Below are 17,396 nucleotides of genomic sequence, written 5' to 3'. Positions count from 1 at the left end.
GCCCTTACGAAAATTTTCTGAAAAAACGTGTGCGGTCGAACATGTTTTCGAGATCCTGCATGCGTTCTTTGGTGGTTTCCCAGTGATGTTCTTGCACTTCGGCAATGACAATTTCAGCCAGAAGCATACAGGTTACGTTTGAATCCCACGCCGATGGAACAGCTATCCGGCTGCTGAAACTGTGGCTGGCATAATTACTGATGGGTGAATTCCACTGGTCTGTGAAAAGTATTATCTCGGCGCCTTTTTCACGCACCATTTCAGCCAGTTTAAGCGTGCTGTTTTCATAACGCCTGATGTCGAAGATAACGACAATATCGCCTTCGGAAACATCAATCAGATAATGCGGCCAGGCATTTGAACTGGAGCTGATATGCGTGACATTATTGCGGATAACCTGCATGTGCAGGAAAAAATAATCCGCCAAGGTGCGGGTAATCCGTCCGCCCACAACAAAAATGCGCCGATCTAGATCGCTTAGTTTTTTGCAGGCTTCGTCAAAAAGCTCGGTATCAATGTCGGCAAGCGAATGCCTGATATTGTCAATAACGGCGTCCGTAAAACGGTTAATAATATGCTCGTTCGGCGCATTGTTCGCCCAGCCTTCGCGCTTAGCTATTGGGCCGGATATTTTTTCATTCAGTTCTTTATGTAAATGCGCCTGAAAGTCGGGAAAGCCTGAAAAACCAATCTTTTGCACGAGTCTTGCAACTGTGGGCGTTGATACTTCAGCGGTATTTGCCAAAGTCGTAATGGTGCCCAATCCAGACGCCGGATAATTCTGCATGATTGTTTGTGCAAGCTGTCGCTCGGCACGGGTGAGTTGATCCGTCTTTTCCTGCAGGCGCTCGGCAATTGATTTCATCGGATAACTTCACCCCCTCGTTGAAAAACAGATTTAAAGTATCCGCGTAAAAAAGAAAATAGAATAAATCTTGACAAGTGAAACTCAATTGAAGAGGATTTTACAAAATGGGATTTAAGGTGGGAGAGATTTACTTGCGGCAGATGCAAAGTTCATCGCAGGTCGAGATTTTAAGAAGCGGTCATCAGTCTGCATTCTTATTGGTGTGCGAGCACGCGTCGAATTATATGCCTGCCGCGTATAACAATCTCGGACTGCCTGAGGATTTGCGCCAGAGCCATATTGCATGGGATCCGGGTGCCGCATCGGTCACACACAAGCTCAGTGAAAAATTGCAGGCGCCCGCCGTATTGGGCGGTGCTTCACGCCTTCTTTATGATTGCAACCGTCCACCGGAAGCTGTTGACGCTGTGCCGTCACGCAGCGAAATTTTTGACATCCCGGGCAACGCTGATTTGAGCGCCGGTGATATCAAACTCCGGGTAGAGCAGTTCTACCGGCCTTTTGAGGCGGCTTTAAAATCAGAACTCGACAAGCACGATAAACAGATTGCGCTGGTAACGATCCACAGTTTTACGCCGGTTTACAAAGGTCAGGTGAGGGCGGTCGAAATCGGTATTCTGCATGATAAGGATTCACGCTTGGCAGATGCCATGCTGGCGCAGGCACTCAACCATACTGTGATGAAAGTTGAGCGTAACGAGCCTTATGGTGCGCAGGACGGTGTCATGCACACACTCATCGAGCATGGAATAAGCCGCAGTATTCTCAACGTCATGATCGAGATCAGAAACGATTTGATCGCCACCGAGGAGGATTGCGAAGCGGTTGCCAGCATGCTTGCGGTGCTGCTGAATGATGCCTTGTCGCAAGTCGGGCAAGGCGAACAGCTCAAGCAGGTGTCGCCATGAGTTTTGCCCGATCCTATATCCGAACTGTTGATGCCGTGAATTTTCGCATCGGCCGCATTATGATGTACGGCATTTTTGTCATGGGCGGCATTTTGCTCTGGTCATCCATTTCAAAAACATTTTTCAATCCATCTTTATGGACCTTGGAAATGGCGCAATTTGCCATGGTGACCTATTACATCATGGGCGGGCCATATTCGATCCAACTTGGTGCGAATGTGCGCATGGATTTGTTCTACGCCGAATGGAGCGATCACCGCAAAGCGCAAGTTGATGCCATCACCGTTTTGATGCTGATTTTCTATCTTGGTGTATTGCTCTACGGTGCGTTGAGTTCGACGGCTTACTCCCTTGGTCATTACCAGAACGAGCCTTTCCGTTTTTACTGGGGGCTGTTGACTGGAACAGAAGAAATTGGCCGCTTGGAACACAGCGCGACCGCTTGGCGTCCCGTAATCTGGCCAATCAAAATTGTCATGGTTTTTGGTTTTTTCTTGATGCTACTGCAAGCGATCTCCGAACTTTTGAAAGACCTCATCAGAATTAAAGGCGGCACTGTTTAATGTCACAAGAGATGATCGCCATTTTCATGTTTTCATCCATGATGCTAATGCTGTTTACCGGCCAGCGTGTTTTTGGGGCAATCGGTGCTGTGGGCGCTATTGCAGCCATTGCACTTTGGGGTGTCGGCGGGTCCGATATTCCGTTTTCGTCAGCCATGAAGCTGATGAAATGGTATCCGCTGCTGACATTGCCGATGTTTATTTTCATGGGCTACGTGCTGTCGGAATCCAAAATTGCCGATGATCTTTATAAAATGTTCCACGTCTGGATGGGGCCGGTGCGCGGCGGTCTGGCGATCGGCACAATCGGGCTTATGGTTTTGATTTCCGCGATGAACGGCCTTTCAGTCGCCGGCATGGCTATTGGTGCAACGATTGCGCTGCCGGAACTATTAAAACGTGGATATGACAAGCGCATGGTGACCGGTGTTATTCAAGCCGGTTCATCCTTGGGTATTCTGGTGCCGCCGTCCGTTGTGCTTGTGCTTTATGCGATGATCGCGCGACAGCCGGTCGGCCAGCTTTGGCTTGCGGGTATTTTGCCCGGCCTGATGATGGCCGCCATGTTTATGATTTACATATACATTCGTTGCCGCATTCAGCCTGAGCTTGGACCGGCATTGCCGGAGGCGGACCGTGACGTTACGCGCAAGGAAAAGCTCAAATTGCTGCGTGCGGGACTGCTTCCATTGTTTATTTTTGCGGCGATGATGGTGCCGTTTGTCAATGGCTGGACCTCGCTGGTCGAAAGCTCTGCGGTCGGCGCGACAACAGCGTTTCTGGCCGCTGTTCTTAAAGGGCGTATGACCCGCGAAGTGTTTGAAGTTTCTGTCCGCCAGACACTCGCCATATCCTGTATGTTTATGTGGATCATTCTTGCAGCTCTAGGTTTTGGCGCGGTCTTTGACGGGTTGGGCGCGGTTAATGCCATTGATGGCCTGTTCACAGAGCAATTGGGTCTCAACCCGTGGATGATCCTAATCCTGATGCAGCTTTCATTCCTGATTATGGGAACATTTCTGGATGACACTGCGATGCTGGTTATCGTTGCGCCACTTTATGTGCCGCTGGTCGATGCGCTCGGATTTGACCTTATCTGGTATGGCGTACTTTATACGATCACGACCCAGATTGCTTATATGACACCGCCATTCGGCTATAATCTGTTCTTGATGCGGGCAATGGCGCCGCCGGAGATTACACTTAAAGATATTTACGCATCGATCACGCCGTTTGTGCTGGTGATGGTGTTTGCACTGATCATGGTCATGCTGTTTCCGCAAATCGCGATGTGGCTGCCAAACTACGTATACGGGAATTAACAAGAACCTCGCAAAGAGGCGGCAACTGTTTTTTAAATAGAGCTGAAAACGAGGAGAGTACCATGACGACTAGACGTACATTTATCAAAGGTGCGGCACTTGCTGCACCGGCTGCCGCGCTGGCAACGCCTGCGATTGCACAGTCAAAAATTAAATGGCGCATGCAGACATATGCCGGTAGCGCATTGGGCGAGCATGTTATCAAGCCTGCGATCGACACATTTAACCAGATCGCCGGTGACCAGATGGAAATCGAGCTGTTCTACGCAGACCAGTTAGTGCCGACAGGCGAGCTTTTTCAAGCCTTGCAACGCGGCACAATCGACGCAGTTCAATCGGACGATGACTCAATGGCTTCGCCGACAGAAGTGACTGTTTTTGGCGGTTACTTCCCGTTCGGAAGCCGTTATTCGCTGGATGTTCCAGTGCTGTTTAACCAGTACGGTTTGAAAGAAATCTGGGATGAGGAATATGCTGCGGTTGGTGTGAAGCACATTTCGGCAGGCGCATGGGATCCATGTCACTTTGCAACCAAGGAGCCAATCAATTCATTGGCGGACCTTAAAGGCAAGCGCATCTTCACATTCCCGACAGCGGGCCGTTTCCTCAGTCAGTTTGGTGTGGTGCCTGTAACACTTCCTTGGGAAGATATTGAAACTGCGGTTCAAACCGGTGAGCTGGATGGTATCGCATGGTCCGGTATTACCGAAGACTACACAGTCGGTTGGGCTGATGTGACCAATTACTTCCTGACAAACAATATTTCAGGCGCATGGATTGGCCACTTCTTTGCCAATATGGACCGCTGGAATGAACTGCCGGACAATCTCAAGCAAATGCTCACAGTCTGCATGGAGCAGAGCCACTACTACCGCCAATGGTGGTATTGGGGCGGAGAAGCCAATCTTCGCGTCAATGGTGACAAGCTCAAGCTGACAACAATCCCTGACGCAGAATGGGAAACCGTTGAAGAAGCGGCTGTAAAATTCTGGGATGAGATTGCATCTGAATCGCCGACAAAAGCGAAAGTCGTCGAGATTTTCCGTAAATATAATGCGGACATGAGAAAAGCAGGACGTCCGTACCGCTACGGCTAATCCGGCGATTACGTGAACAAGACCAGCGCCGAAATTCGGCGCTGGTTTAATGCGAAAACAGTTTACTTACAGAGAAGAGAATTTTCATGACAGGTACGATGTCGTTTGATGCGCTGAAACAAAAAGTATCGTCGGGTGAAGTAGATACTGTTCTTGTATGCCTTGTTGATATGCAGGGCCGTTTGATGGGTAAGCGGTTTCACGCGCAAAACTTTATCGAAAGTGCCTATAAAGAAACGCATTGCTGTAACTATCTGCTGGCGACTGATTTGGAAATGGCCACGCCAAGCGGATATGCGTCGACAAGCTGGGAAAGCGGTTATGGCGATTATGTCATGCAGCCCGATCTTGATACGATCCGGCCAATGCCGTGGCTGGAGGGCACCGTCATGGTGCTGTGCGATGTTCTTGATCACCATACCCATAAAGAAATCAGCCATTCACCGCGTGCCATTTTGAAGAAACAGGTTGCGCGTCTTGCCGAACTTGGTTTTGAAGCCAAATCTGCGACAGAGCTGGAGTTTTTTCTGTTTGAGAAAAGTTTTGAGGAAATCCGCAAAAGCGGTTACCGCGATCTGGAGCCGATCAGCGGGTATAATGAAGATTATCACATTATGCAGACCACGCGCGAAGAAGGCGTTATGCGCCCGCTGCGTAATCATTTATTCAATGCCGGTATTCCGGTAGAAAACTCCAAGGGCGAGGCGGAAGCCGGGCAGGAAGAGCTCAATATTCGCTATTCAAATGCGATGGATTGCGCCGAGTTTCACACGATTGCCAAACATGCGACCAAGGAAATAGCCTGGCAACAGGGGCACGCGGCGAGCTTTTTACCAAAGTGGCATCATGACCGTGTTGGCTCCTCGTCGCATGTGCATATGTCGCTATGGACGAAAGATGGCGAGCCTGCGTTTTTTGACGCTGACGGCGAACATACAATGTCGCAGACTATGCGCCATTATGTTGCCGGCATGATCAAATATGCACCTGACCTTACTTATTTTCTTGCGCCTTATATCAATTCCTATAAGCGCTTTTCGGCCGGAACATTCGCGCCGACCAAAATCATCTGGTCGATCGATAACCGGACAGCCGGCTTCCGGCTTTGCGGTGTAGGCACAATAGGGGTGCGTATTGAATGCCGGATTGGTGGTTCGGATATCAATCCCTATCTGGCCATTGCCGCATTAATGGCAGCCGGTATCAAAGGACTGGAAGATAAGCTGGAATTGGCGCCGCCGACAAAGGGCGATATCTATAAGGATGATAACGCAAAATCATTGCCGACATCGCTGCGTGATGCATCGGAGACGTTGCGTCATTCTAAAATGCTGCGTGAGGCAATGGGCGATGATGTGGTCGACCATTATGTGCGCGCGGCGACATGGGAAATGGAAGAATTTGATCGGGTTGTAACCGATTATGAAATCGCACGCGGATTTGAAAGAGCGTAAACAATGACAAAAATGTTGAAATGTATCTCACCGATCGACGGCTCGGTTTTTGCTGAACGGGCGGTGCTAAGCAGTGAACAGGCGCGCAGCGCTGTTGCCAAAGCCAAAGCTGCTCAAACCGAATGGGCCAATCGCCCGTTGCAGGAGCGTATTGATCTCGTGCTGGCCGGTGTTGCGGCTGTCGGTGCTATGAATGACGAGATTGTGCCGGAACTTGCGCATCAGATGGGCCGTCCGGTTCGTTATGGCGGCGAGTTCGGCGGCTTTGAAGAGCGCGCGACCTATATGGCGAAAATCGCCGACGAAGCATTGGCAGATATCGAAATTGCCGATGATGCGTCTTTTAAAAAGCTGATTGCGCGCGAACCGCATGGCGTTGTGCTGGTCGTTGCTCCTTGGAACTACCCTTATATGACAGCGATCAACACCGTTGCGCCGGCCTTGATTGCCGGAAACAGCGTGATGCTTAAACATGCCACGCAAACATTGCTGGTCGGTGAACGTATGGCGAAAGCCTTTCACAGCGCCGGTGTTCCTGAAGATGTATTCCAGAATGTTTTTCTTGACCATGAAACCACGTCCGAGCTGATTGCCGAGCGCAGTTTCGGCTTTGTCAATTTCACAGGATCTGTCGGCGGTGGCAAAGCGATGGAACAAGCGGCTGCAGGCACATTTACCGGTCTCGGACTGGAGCTTGGCGGCAAAGACCCCGGCTATGTGATGGAAGATGCGGATTTGGACGCTGCCGTTGATACGTTGATCGATGGTGCAATGTTTAATGCCGGCCAATGCTGCTGCGGTATCGAACGCATCTATGTGGTTGAATCTTTGTATGATGCCTTCGTTGAAAAGGCGGTGGCCATTGTCAAAAATTACAAGCTTGGCAATCCGCTGAATGAGGCAACGACAATCGGTCCGATGGCACATAAACGCTTCGCCGATGAAGTCCGCGCTCAAATCAAAGAAGCGGTCGACGCCGGTGCGGTCGCCCACATCGAGACGTTTGCCGAAGACGATGGCGGTGCGTATTTGACGCCTCAAATCCTGACCAATGTAAATCATGATATGCGTGTCATGCGTGATGAAAGTTTCGGTCCGGTTGTCGGCATCATGAAAGTCAAGGATGATGAGGAAGCGATCGCGCTGATGAACGATAGCGATTACGGACTGACCGCATCATTGTGGACAGCCGATGTTGACCGCGGCATGAAAATTGGCCGCAGAATTGAAACCGGCACAGTCTTCATGAACCGCTGCGATTATCTGGACCCGGCGCTTTGCTGGACAGGCTGTAAAGATACAGGGCGCGGCGGCGGCCTTTCGGTCATCGGCTATCACAATCTGACCCGACCAAAATCCTATCATTTGAAGAAAGCTAACTAATATGAATTTGACTGCTAATTGGTCATATCCGACAGCCATTCGATTTGGCGCTGGGCGAATCGCAGAGATCGCTGATGTGTGTATTGCCGCTGGCATCACCAAGCCGCTTTTGGTCACCGACAAGGGCTTGGCATCGATGGATATAACGTCCAAAACGCTTGATCTTATGGAAGCGGGCGGTTTGGGTCGTGCACTATTTTCCGATGTTGATCCAAATCCGACCGATTTAAATGCCGCTGAAGGGGTTAAAATTTATCGTGACGGCGGTTTTGACGGTGTTATCGCATTTGGCGGCGGCTCCGGTTTGGACCTTGCCAAAGTGATTGCTTTCATGGCCGGTCAGTCGCGTCCATTGTGGGATTTTGAAGATATTGGCGACTGGTGGACACGCGCTGATGCAGATGCGATTGCGCCGGTTATTGCCGTGCCGACAACAGCCGGTACCGGTTCGGAAGTGGGACGCGCGAGCGTTATCACCAACTCTGAAACAAATGAGAAGAAGATCATTTTCCATCCCAAAATGCTGCCGGTTACGGTCATTTGCGATCCGGAACTCACAGTCGGGATGCCGAAATTTATCACGGCCGGTACGGGACTTGATGCTTTTGCCCATTGCGTGGAAGCCTATTCCAGCCCGCATTATCATCCGATGAGCCAGGGCATGGCACTTGAAGGCATGCGGCTCGTTAAAGAATATCTGCCGCGTGCCTATGCCGATGGCACAGACATAGAAGCGCGTGCGCATATGATGTCCGCTGCGGCGATGGGCGCGACAGCCTTTCAGAAAGGCCTTGGCGCCATTCACGCACTGAGCCACCCGATCGGCGCCTTGCACCACACCCATCACGGTACAACCAATGCGGTTTGTATGCCGGCGGTGCTGCAATTCAACAAGGAAGTTATTGCGCAGCGTTTTGATGCCGCTGCTGCCTATCTGGGTATTGATGGCGGGTTTGACGGTTTCTGCGCTTATGTCGATGAGCTGAACGCGTCGATGCAGATTCCTAAAACGCTTACTGATTTGGGCGTTAAAAATCCTGATATTGACCGCTTGGTTGCTGATGCTTTGCGTGATCCGAGCACCGGTGGAAATCCGGTGAAAATGACTGAAGAAAATACACGCGCGCTGCTTGAGGCCATTCTTTAAGTTGCACCGCTGAAAATTATGCGTTAAGGACGCTTTATCCGTCGGGGGGCCCATTGGGCTGAGAGGTGCTTGCACCGACCCGTCGAACCTGATCCGGGCAATGCCGGCGTAGGGAACGGGTAATTCGCATAGCCTATTGCGGCCAATCTCCTTTTCCCGTCGTTTTGCCCCATTTTGGAGGCGTAATGACGTTGAAAAGAATACCGATTGCATTGACGATTGCTGGTTCCGATAGTGGCGGTGGTGCGGGCATTCAGGCCGATTTAAAAGCCTTTTCAGCAAATAAAGCCTATGGCGCAAGCGTCATCACGGCGATCACCGCTCAAAACACCACTGCAGTAACGGCCGTCCATGAAGTGCCCGCTGATATAGTTGCGGCGCAAATTTCTGCGGTCCTATCCGATCTTGCCGTCGATGCTATTAAACTGGGAATGCTTTTTTCCGCGCCGATTATTCATGAAGTATCAGAGGCGCTGAAAGGTTATAATGGCAAGGTCGTCGTCGATCCGGTGATGATCGCAAAATCCGGCGATGCGCTTTTGCAAGATCAAGCGATCACCGCTTTATTGGACGCCATTCTCCCGCAGGCCGATCTTTTAACGCCTAATCTTCCCGAGGCTGCCCGCTTGCTTGGTTGTGATGTTGCGCAATCACACGATGAAATTGTTGCACAGGCCAAAGCACTTCTGGCGCTTGGTCCCAAAGCTGTTCTCATGAAGGGGGGGCACGCTGAGGGCACTGTCTGCACCGATGTTCTGGTCGAGCAGAGCGGGGTTATAACCAGTTTTGAAGCGCCGCGTATCAACACACGCAACACACATGGCACGGGCTGTACCTATTCAGCGGCAATTGCTGCCAATCTAGCATCGGGCTTTGCAATGGCGGAAGCCGTAAAGCGCGCTCATGCTTATCTACATGCTGCCATTTGTGCTGCCGATGATTTGGATATTGGTGCAGGCCATGGGCCCGTCCATCACTTTTCGGCGCAATGGACATGATGCAGATAAGTATCATAGGTGGCGGTGTTGCCGGTCTTTGCGTTGCGCGGGTTTTGCGTGATCGCGGGGCCGATGTGCTTGTAGTGGACCGCCATGACGGTATCGGTCCGCATGCTTGCTCATGGTGGGCAGGCGGCATGCTCGCACCTTTTTGTGAGGGTGAAAGCGCAGAAGAACCGGTGGTTCGTCTCGGACAGGAAGCGGCGGATTGGTGGCAGGTAAAAACCGACGCGGTCAATCGCTGTGGCACGCTGGTTGTTTCACCGGCGCGTGATAAAGCCGAACTTTCCCGTTTTGGCCGCAGAACAAGTCATTTTGAAACTGTTTCCGGTGCCGAAGTCGAAGCTTTGGAGCCTGATCTGGCCGGCCGCTTTAACACGGGCTTGTTCTTTAAGGACGAAGCGCATCTGTCACCGCGTTTGGCACTTGGTCGGCTACGTGACGGTCTGGTGGCAGATGGCGTTACGTTCAAAACCGAAGATGCAGACCCCAAACTATATACGCGTGAGGGCCTAACCGTGGACTGCCGCGGGTTTGCTGCGCGCGACACAATCAATGATCTGCGCGGTGTTAAAGGCGAAATACTCATTTTATCCTGTAAGGATGTAGTGCTTAACCGGCCGGTTCGCCTGCTGCATCCGCGCATACCGCTTTACGTTGTTCCGCGCGGTGACGGCATATTTATGCTGGGCGCGACCATGATTGAAAGCAGTCAAAAAACGCATGTGACCGCACGGTCATTGCTTGAATTGCTCAGTGCGGCTTACGCGCTCAATCCGGCTTTTGGAGAAGCTGAAGTGCTCGAAATCGGCGTCGATGCGCGACCGGCTTTTCCCGACAACTTGCCGCGTATCCGCCGCGACGGAAATTTGATCTGCGCGAACGGCCTGTTTCGCCACGGGTTCTTGCTGGCACCTGCAATGGCGCGAATGGTCGCTGAAATGATTTTTGATAACACAAAACCGGAGATGATGGATGAAACTTCAGCTTAATGGTGAAGCCATTGAAACGGATGCCAATACACTTGTTGCCCTGCTTGAAGAGCAGGGCTTTGGCGATGCGAAAGTAGCGACTGCAGTTAACGGCCAGTTTGTACCGGCAACGCTTCGCGAGACACAATCACTCAATGAGAATGATTTGATCGAAGTCCTTGCGCCAATGCAGGGAGGTTAGTGATGCGCGATTTTTACGGCACGACTTTGAAAAACGGATTGATGCTGGGCACAGCGCAATATCCGTCTCCAGCAATCATGGTGGAGGCATTCAAGCGCAGTGCGGCGTGTGTTGCCACAGTCTCGCTTCGCCGCGAAAGCGGCAATGATCGGGCAGGGCAGGATTTCTGGGCGATCATCCGCGATCTCGGCGTTCATGTGCTTCCCAACACGGCTGGTTGTCACAGCGTGAAAGAGGCCGTCACGACCGCACATATGGCGCGCGAAGTCTTTGGCACCAAATGGATCAAGCTGGAGGTCATTGGTGAGGAGGATACGCTTCAACCGGATGTATTCGGTCTTGTTGAAGCAGCGCGTATTCTAACTGACGATGGCTTTCAGGTTTTCCCATACACGACAGAAGATCTTGTTGTTGCCGGTAAATTGCTGGATGCCGGTTGTGAGGTTCTTATGCCTTGGGGCGCACCCATCGGTTCCGGCTTAGGCTTGAACAATCCGTATGGATTGAAATCAATGCGGGCGCATTTTCCAGATGTGCCGTTGGTCATTGATGCAGGGTTGGGGCTGCCGTCACAAGCCGCTCAGGCGATGGAAATGGGGTTTGATGCTGTTCTTTTAAACACGGCGGTTGCAAAGGCGGGTGATCCGGCTGCGATGGCTGAAGCGTTTGCGGGTGCCGTTCACGCCGGTCATCTGGCCGCGGCAGCAGACCCGATGGAGCCGCGCGACATGGCCGCGCCTTCCACACCGGTTCTTGGAAAGGCATTTTTGCTATGATGCTTGACCGGTTTTATCCCATTTTTGACAGCGCAAAATGGCTCGAACGGCTTTTGCCGCTTGGCATTAAACTCGTGCAACTTCGTATCAAGGATATGCCCGAAGATATTTTGCGCGATGAAATCCGCAACGCGCGTGATCTTTGCAAGCTGCATGATTGTACGCTGGTTGTGAATGACTACTGGCAGATCGCTTTAGATGAGAAATGCGATTTCATTCATTTGGGTCAGGAAGATCTGGACCATGCTGATATTAAAGCAATTCGCTCTGCCGGACTGCGGATAGGTATCAGCACGCATGATCGTGCCGAGCTTGAACGCGCCATGGCACTGGCACCTGATTATATCGCGCTCGGTCCGATTTATCCGACTATTTTGAAAAAGATGAAATGGCATGAGCAGGGCGTTGAAAAGCTTACCAAATGGCGCGCGCTGATCGGGGATACACCTTTGATTGCCATTGGCGGCATGAATATTGACCGTGCGGCCGGTGCTTTTCAGGCGGGTGCCGATGTTGTTTCCGCAGTCACGGATATCACTTTGAATGCTAATCCTGAAGCACGGGTGAAAGCCTGGCTGGAGGCAACGCGATGAGCCGCCCAAACAACCGCTATGCACGGCAGGAAATATTGCCTGAAATTGGCGCGGAAGGTCAGGCTTTGCTCGCTGACGCCACAGTGCTGATTGTGGGCATTGGCGGGCTTGGTTGTCCGGTTGCTCAATATCTTACAGCCGCGGGTGTCGGGCGTTTGGTTCTTGTGGACGGAGACATTGTTTCACTCTCAAATTTGCACCGGCAAACGCTGTTTAGAGAAAATGACATTGGCCGTTTTAAAGCGAAAATTGCTGCTGAAAGTCTGGTGGGGTTAAATTCGGATTGCAAGTTTTTGCCTATGTGCGAGAGCCTCACGCCTGCCAATGCGGGCGCACTTGTTGAGCAGGCAACATTGGTGGTCGATTGCGCCGATAGTTTCGCGGCCAGCTATATTTTATCGGATTTCTGCAAGGCATCTGAAACTCCGTTGATTACCGCGTCGGCGCTTGGCTTTTCCGGTTATGTCGGCGGCTTTTGCGGCACTGCGCCTTCTTTGCGCGCGGTTTTTCCGGACTTGCCGGATCGCGCGGCGACCTGTGCAACTGCAGGCGTTGTCGGACCGCTCGTCGGTCTTTTAGGGGCTGCTCAAGCGCAGATGGCTTTGTCGGTACTTTTGAAGCTAAAGCCTTCACCGCTTGGCCAGCTTGTTACCCATGATTTGCGTACGATGCGAAGCGGCGGCTTTCGCTTTGATAAAGCGCCGGAGCCTGAAACTGGCGTCTTCGGATTTATCGCTGATGACGATATTCAGCCTACCGATTGGGTGGTTGAACTGCGGGATAAAAACGAAGCCCCTGATCTTATCCGTTCTTATGCCCGGCGTATGAAGGTAAGTGATTTTGCCTCCGCAAAACCGGCACCGGACAAGGCGCAGCGCGCTGTACTGATATGCCGCTCTGGCTTGAGGTCCTGGCAGGCTGCTTCTCACCTTAAAACATATTGGGATGGTCCCATTTCCTTGATTGCAATGGGCGATGCGCCCGAAACTGAAAGGCTGCAATAATGAAACGAACTGCTTTGACTATGGCACTTGCTATGCTGGCGACACCGGCAATGGCGGCAGAAAAAATGACGGTTTTACTGGATTGGTTTATCAACCCTGACCACGGACCGATTATTGTAGCGCAGGAAAAAGGTTATTTTGCAGAACAGGATTTAGAGGTGGAAATTATTGCCCCTGCCGACCCGTCCGATCCACCCAAGCTGGTTGCCGCAGGCAAGGGCGATCTTGCTATTTCATATCAGCCACAATTGCATATTCAGATCCATGAAGGCTTGCCGCTTAAGCGCGTTGGCACATTGGTTGCCACGCCGCTGAACTGCCTGCTTGTTCTTGAAGATGGCCCAATTGAAACACCTGCGGATTTGAAAGGCAAAAAAGTCGGCTTTTCAGTCGGCGGTGTTGAAGAAGCTGTTTTAGGCACTGTGTTATCCAATCACGGTGTCAGTTTAGACGATGTCGAATTGATCAATGTGAATTTTTCACTGTCGCCCGCTCTCATGTCCAAACAGGTCGATGCCGTGATTGGTGCCTATCGAAATTTTGAACTTAACCAGATGGATATCGAAGGTGTCGCGGGCAAGTGCTTCTACGTCGAGGAAGAAGGCCTGCCATCCTATGATGAGCTTATCTATGTGGCCAATTCAGACACGATGGATAAGGAAATGATCGCCCGTTTTCTTGCGGCGACCGAAAAGGCGACACAATTCATTACCAACCACCCGCAGGAAGGATGGGAAATATTTGCCGGTACTTCGACAGAGCTACAGGATGAATTAAACAAGCGGGCATGGACGGATACCTGGCCGCGTTTTGCAAAACGTCCTGCTGCTATGGATGCCGGGCGCTATGCCGCGTTTGAAGCGTTTCTCAATGAGGCCGGACTTATCCCGTCACAAAATCCGGTAGAGGCGATTGCGATCGATGTGACCGCGCAATGAGTTATCCTGATTATGGAAAAACCTTCGCGCTGTGGCGCGAAGGAGCCGGACAGAGCTGGCATGATTATGTCACCCACCCATTCGTGGAAGGTTTGCGTGATGGCAGTCTGCCGCGCGCTTCATTTCTGCATTATCTGATCCAGGATTATGTCTATCTTGTTCACTATTCGCGCGCCTGGTCTCTGGGTGTGATTAAAGCGGAAACGCAGGACGAGATGAAAATTTGTGCCGGAACAGTTCACGCGCTGGTCAATCATGAAATGGCGTTGCATGTCGAAACATGTGCCGCCGCCGGAATCAGCGAAGAAGCCTTGTTCAACGCCGGCGAAACGACCGAAAACCTTGCCTATACGCGCTATGTACTGGATGCGGGAATGCAGGGCGATTTTCTTGATCTGATGGCCGCGCTTGCGCCTTGCGTACTTGGTTATGGTGAAATCGGCGCGCGGCTGGCGCAAACAGCATCCGGTGATACGCCCTATATGCAATGGATCGAAACTTATGCGGGCGATGAATATCAAGAGGTTTGCCGCACTGCGGGCGCGATGATTGATAAGGCGGTCGAGCGGCGTATCGGTAATGATCTGTCTGCATCGCCAAGGTGTGAAATCCTGCAAGCGCGTTATACCAAGGCAACGCAGCTTGAAGTCGGGTTCTGGGATATGGGATTGCGCGGACAATGAACCAGCCGCCTGAAATCACGTTTAGCGGGCATTTCATGCTCGAAGGCCGCGAGCTTTTTGATGCCTGCTTTGTGATGCCGTCCGCGCGTTGGACCTGTTTGCTCGGCCCGTCGGGTGTCGGAAAATCGACCGTCTTGCGGTTGCTTTTGGGACTTGAAACAGGCGGTGTTTTCATGGGCAACATTTCCTCTTCTGACGGGCAGCCGGTTGCGGGGCGGATTAGCTATATGGCGCAATCCGATCTGCTTTTGCCGTGGCTTTCGGTGACCGACAATCTGATGATCGGCGCTTCGCTTCGCGGTGAAACCGGCGACCAGAAGCGCGCGGTCACCTTGCTGGAACGGGTTGGCCTTGGCGCCCATGGGCACAAAAAGCCGGGCGCTTTATCAGGCGGAATGCGCCAGCGGGCAGCGCTCGCGCGGACCCTGATGGAGGACCGGCCCATTGTGCTTCTCGATGAACCATTTTCGGCTTTGGACGCTGGCACCCGCGCCGATATGCAAGAGCTTGCCGCCGAGCTTTTGAGCGATAAAACCGTGCTTCTTGTTACCCATGATCCAGCCGAAGCAAGCCGTTTAGGGGACCAGATTCTTGTCATGGGCAAAACCGGTATGGATGTCTGGCCGGCACCTCAAATGCCTGCGATACGCGCGGTTGATGCGCCTGAAACATTGGATTGCCAGTCAAAATTACTGGCGCATTTGCGGGCGCTGGCGGCATGAGAAAACTCGATTTCCTACTGGCAATTTTATTGGGGCTCGGCATCTGGCAAGTGCTGGTTGTGATAACCGGAGCACCGCATTTTATTTTGCCATCGCCGTGGCGCGTTGCAAAAGCGGCATATTTCAGCCGTGCGCTGATCGCTGAAAATGCGCTGGTGACGATAACCGAAGTCGTGCTGGGGCTGCTGCTGGGCACCTTGCTCGGCATGGCAACGGCCTTGCAATTGACGCTTTTCAAAACAGCCGAGCGTCTGATGCTCCCCATTCTGGTTTTCACCCAGGCCGTGCCGGTTTTTGCGCTCGCGCCCTTGCTCACATTGTGGTTCGGGTATGGCATGGGTTCAAAAGTGGTGATGGCGGTTCTGATCATCTATTTTCCCGTAACTTCAGCTTTTCATGACGGTTTGACACGCATTGACCGCGGCTATCTTGATCTGGCCAAAACAATGGGCGGGGCGCGGATGCAGATTTTGCGTCATATCCGTATTCCGGCGGCGCTGCCGTCTCTTGGTTCGGGGCTGAAGCTGGCCGCGGTTTATGCACCGATCGGCGCGGTGATTGGCGAGTGGGTCGGCGCGTCCAAGGGGCTTGGCTATCTGATGCTGCTGGCCAATGGCCGCGCCAAAACCGATCTGATGTTTGCCTGTTTGATTGCACTTGCCTGCCTGACGGTGATTTTACACAGCCTTGTCGGACTTCTGGCCAAGCGTTTAACGGCCTATGCGCAGGGTGAAACGCGCAGCGGGCCATAATGATTTGCGTGAAATTACCGTTCATGACGTATCTGTCAGCGCCATGTGCTGAAGCACCAGCGCATGACATTCTTTTAAGACACAATCGACCGTGTGATCCGGCTTTTGCCGGAAACCTGGCGGCAGGCCCGGTCGCAGGGGCGGCACACGCTTTGGCCCAGCGGGGGCGGTTTTCCGCTTTTGCATCTGACGGCTCAGACGCTTTGCCTCTCTGGGCAGATCGGAAAGCGCGTCTTGCAGCGCTTGGAGGCGACGGGTGAGGGCGGTGTTGTCTTGGTTAAGTTCCTTGGGCGTTTCAAACACGGGGTCCGATACGCCGATCACGCTGATGCGCGGCATGGCTTTGGGCATCTGTTTTGCTGGTTGATCATCAAGCCAGTCAAAACGCTTGCGCGGATCGAACAGTTTAAAGCGTGGTGTTTGTATGGTGCGATTGAACGCAGCAAAATCCGGCAGGTTAGGGTTGGCCGAAGCAGCAGAGACAATCTCCGCGCTTTTCTGAACCCGTGCCGCCAGCACAATCAGCCGCCGTGCTGCACTTTCGGCGGGATCAAGCACACGCAGGATTTGATGGCGCACGACATGTGGCACAGCGTTGCCAATTTGAACAAGCGCCACCAGCGCCGCTACGATTCGCAGCAATGCCTGCCTGTTTATGTTGATCGCCGCCTGCCAGTCCATATCGTCCTCGTTGTTTGGGGAAGATTATGGGGTCAGGTTTTGGGGAGTTGGATAAGTTGGCGCAATCTTTCTCTCCCTCTAGGGCAGGGATCGGGCGCGGTGTTCGCCCCACACTGTCGTCATCCTCGGCCGCCGAGCCGAGGATCCATTCCGTGAAGGTGGGCAGCAAAATCCGAACAGAACTGCTACCAACCCATTCCTTTATATAGCTCGTGCCATTCAGGATTGATGCTCTCGATCAGATTAATTTTCCATTGGCGCCGCCAGCGTTTGAGCGATTTTTCACGCTGAATAGCATCTCGTATGTCGTCATGTTCTTCGTACCAGACAAGCC

20 protein-coding genes and 1 riboswitch are annotated in these 17,396 nt (G+C 52.2%); of the genes, 17 read left to right on the top strand and 3 right to left on the bottom strand.

What is annotated here, in order from left to right; translation table 11 throughout:
• Positions 1 to 4: 4 nt before the first annotated feature.
• Entirely contained in the window at positions 5 to 865 is an 861-nt protein-coding gene (locus tag SU32_RS10790; RefSeq protein WP_053999382.1) for a MurR/RpiR family transcriptional regulator, read from the bottom strand.
• 107 nt (positions 866 to 972) lie between these two features.
• Here SU32_RS10790 and SU32_RS10785 point away from each other — a divergent pair, with 107 nt between their 5' ends.
• The 17 genes from SU32_RS10785 (at position 973) to SU32_RS10705 (ending at position 16,381) form a co-directional block, all read left to right on the top strand.
• Complete coding sequence (locus SU32_RS10785; protein ID WP_211097747.1) at positions 973 to 1,776, top strand: N-formylglutamate amidohydrolase; 804 nt, start codon at positions 973 to 975, stop codon at positions 1,774 to 1,776.
• Positions 1,773 to 2,339, top strand: coding sequence for a TRAP transporter small permease subunit (locus SU32_RS10780; RefSeq protein ID WP_053999380.1), 567 nt, complete (start codon positions 1,773 to 1,775; stop codon positions 2,337 to 2,339). Before SU32_RS10785 ends, SU32_RS10780 begins: the two co-directional genes overlap by 4 nt.
• Complete coding sequence (locus tag SU32_RS10775) at positions 2,339 to 3,661, top strand: TRAP transporter large permease (RefSeq protein ID WP_053999379.1); 1,323 nt, start codon at positions 2,339 to 2,341, stop codon at positions 3,659 to 3,661. The genes SU32_RS10780 and SU32_RS10775 overlap by 1 nt, the downstream gene beginning before the upstream one ends.
• A gap of 62 nt (positions 3,662 to 3,723) precedes the next feature.
• Complete coding sequence (locus SU32_RS10770; RefSeq protein ID WP_053999378.1) at positions 3,724 to 4,758, top strand: TRAP transporter substrate-binding protein; 1,035 nt, start codon at positions 3,724 to 3,726, stop codon at positions 4,756 to 4,758.
• A gap of 86 nt (positions 4,759 to 4,844) precedes the next feature.
• Positions 4,845 to 6,212 (top strand): glutamine synthetase family protein, encoded by a 1,368-nt coding sequence (locus SU32_RS10765; protein WP_053999377.1) that lies wholly within the window; start codon positions 4,845 to 4,847, stop codon positions 6,210 to 6,212.
• Positions 6,213 to 6,215: 3 nt separating this feature from the next.
• Positions 6,216 to 7,595 (top strand): aldehyde dehydrogenase family protein, encoded by a 1,380-nt coding sequence (locus tag SU32_RS10760; RefSeq protein WP_053999376.1) that lies wholly within the window; start codon positions 6,216 to 6,218, stop codon positions 7,593 to 7,595.
• Between the two features lies 1 nt (position 7,596).
• Complete coding sequence (locus SU32_RS10755) at positions 7,597 to 8,742, top strand: iron-containing alcohol dehydrogenase (RefSeq protein ID WP_053999375.1); 1,146 nt, start codon at positions 7,597 to 7,599, stop codon at positions 8,740 to 8,742.
• A 32-nt stretch (positions 8,743 to 8,774) separates the two neighbouring features.
• Positions 8,775 to 8,874: riboswitch (TPP riboswitch) on the top strand.
• A gap of 53 nt (positions 8,875 to 8,927) precedes the next feature.
• Complete coding sequence (gene thiD, locus SU32_RS10750) at positions 8,928 to 9,740, top strand: bifunctional hydroxymethylpyrimidine kinase/phosphomethylpyrimidine kinase (protein WP_053999374.1); 813 nt, start codon at positions 8,928 to 8,930, stop codon at positions 9,738 to 9,740.
• The gene (locus SU32_RS10745) at positions 9,740 to 10,732 is read left to right on the top strand and encodes an FAD-dependent oxidoreductase (protein WP_211097750.1); all 993 of its coding nucleotides are present in this window, start codon (positions 9,740 to 9,742) and stop codon (positions 10,730 to 10,732) included. Before thiD ends, SU32_RS10745 begins: the two co-directional genes overlap by 1 nt.
• Positions 10,716 to 10,913 carry a sulfur carrier protein ThiS gene (gene thiS / locus SU32_RS10740; protein ID WP_053999372.1) on the top strand — a complete coding sequence of 66 codons (198 nt, stop codon included), beginning with the start codon at positions 10,716 to 10,718 and terminating at the stop codon, positions 10,911 to 10,913. The genes SU32_RS10745 and thiS overlap by 17 nt, the downstream gene beginning before the upstream one ends.
• 2 nt (positions 10,914 to 10,915) lie before the next feature.
• Positions 10,916 to 11,689, top strand: coding sequence for a thiazole synthase (locus SU32_RS10735; RefSeq protein ID WP_053999371.1), 774 nt, complete (start codon positions 10,916 to 10,918; stop codon positions 11,687 to 11,689).
• Positions 11,686 to 12,282, top strand: a complete 597-nt coding sequence (locus SU32_RS10730) for a thiamine phosphate synthase (protein WP_053999370.1) — start codon at positions 11,686 to 11,688, stop codon at positions 12,280 to 12,282. Before SU32_RS10735 ends, SU32_RS10730 begins: the two co-directional genes overlap by 4 nt.
• Entirely contained in the window at positions 12,279 to 13,286 is a 1,008-nt protein-coding gene (locus tag SU32_RS10725; protein WP_201454930.1) for a HesA/MoeB/ThiF family protein, read from the top strand. The genes SU32_RS10730 and SU32_RS10725 overlap by 4 nt, the downstream gene beginning before the upstream one ends.
• Positions 13,286 to 14,224, top strand: a complete 939-nt coding sequence (locus SU32_RS10720) for an ABC transporter substrate-binding protein (RefSeq protein ID WP_053999368.1) — start codon at positions 13,286 to 13,288, stop codon at positions 14,222 to 14,224. The genes SU32_RS10725 and SU32_RS10720 overlap by 1 nt, the downstream gene beginning before the upstream one ends.
• Complete coding sequence (gene tenA, locus SU32_RS10715) at positions 14,221 to 14,907, top strand: thiaminase II (protein WP_053999367.1); 687 nt, start codon at positions 14,221 to 14,223, stop codon at positions 14,905 to 14,907. The genes SU32_RS10720 and tenA overlap by 4 nt, the downstream gene beginning before the upstream one ends.
• The gene (locus SU32_RS10710) at positions 14,904 to 15,629 is read left to right on the top strand and encodes an ABC transporter ATP-binding protein (protein ID WP_053999366.1); all 726 of its coding nucleotides are present in this window, start codon (positions 14,904 to 14,906) and stop codon (positions 15,627 to 15,629) included. Before tenA ends, SU32_RS10710 begins: the two co-directional genes overlap by 4 nt.
• Entirely contained in the window at positions 15,626 to 16,381 is a 756-nt protein-coding gene (locus SU32_RS10705; RefSeq protein WP_053999365.1) for an ABC transporter permease, read from the top strand. Before SU32_RS10710 ends, SU32_RS10705 begins: the two co-directional genes overlap by 4 nt.
• A 21-nt stretch (positions 16,382 to 16,402) precedes the next feature.
• Here the strand turns inward: SU32_RS10705 and SU32_RS10700 are convergent, their stop codons facing one another.
• Together SU32_RS10700 and SU32_RS17525 are read right to left on the bottom strand one after the other, a co-directional pair.
• Positions 16,403 to 17,062, bottom strand: a complete 660-nt coding sequence (locus tag SU32_RS10700) for a hypothetical protein (RefSeq protein WP_053999364.1) — start codon at positions 17,060 to 17,062, stop codon at positions 16,403 to 16,405.
• 185 nt (positions 17,063 to 17,247) lie between these two features.
• Positions 17,248 to 17,396: GIY-YIG nuclease family protein (locus tag SU32_RS17525; RefSeq protein WP_483756991.1), on the bottom strand; the 149-nt coding region annotated here is incomplete at its 5' end.

Origin of the sequence: Ahrensia marina (assembly GCF_001293565.1) — a bacterium.
Lineage (GTDB): Bacteria > Pseudomonadota > Alphaproteobacteria > Rhizobiales > Rhizobiaceae > Ahrensia > Ahrensia marina.
Note: the sequence above shows the minus strand (reverse complement) of the source record. Positions and strands in the feature narration are given on the sequence as shown.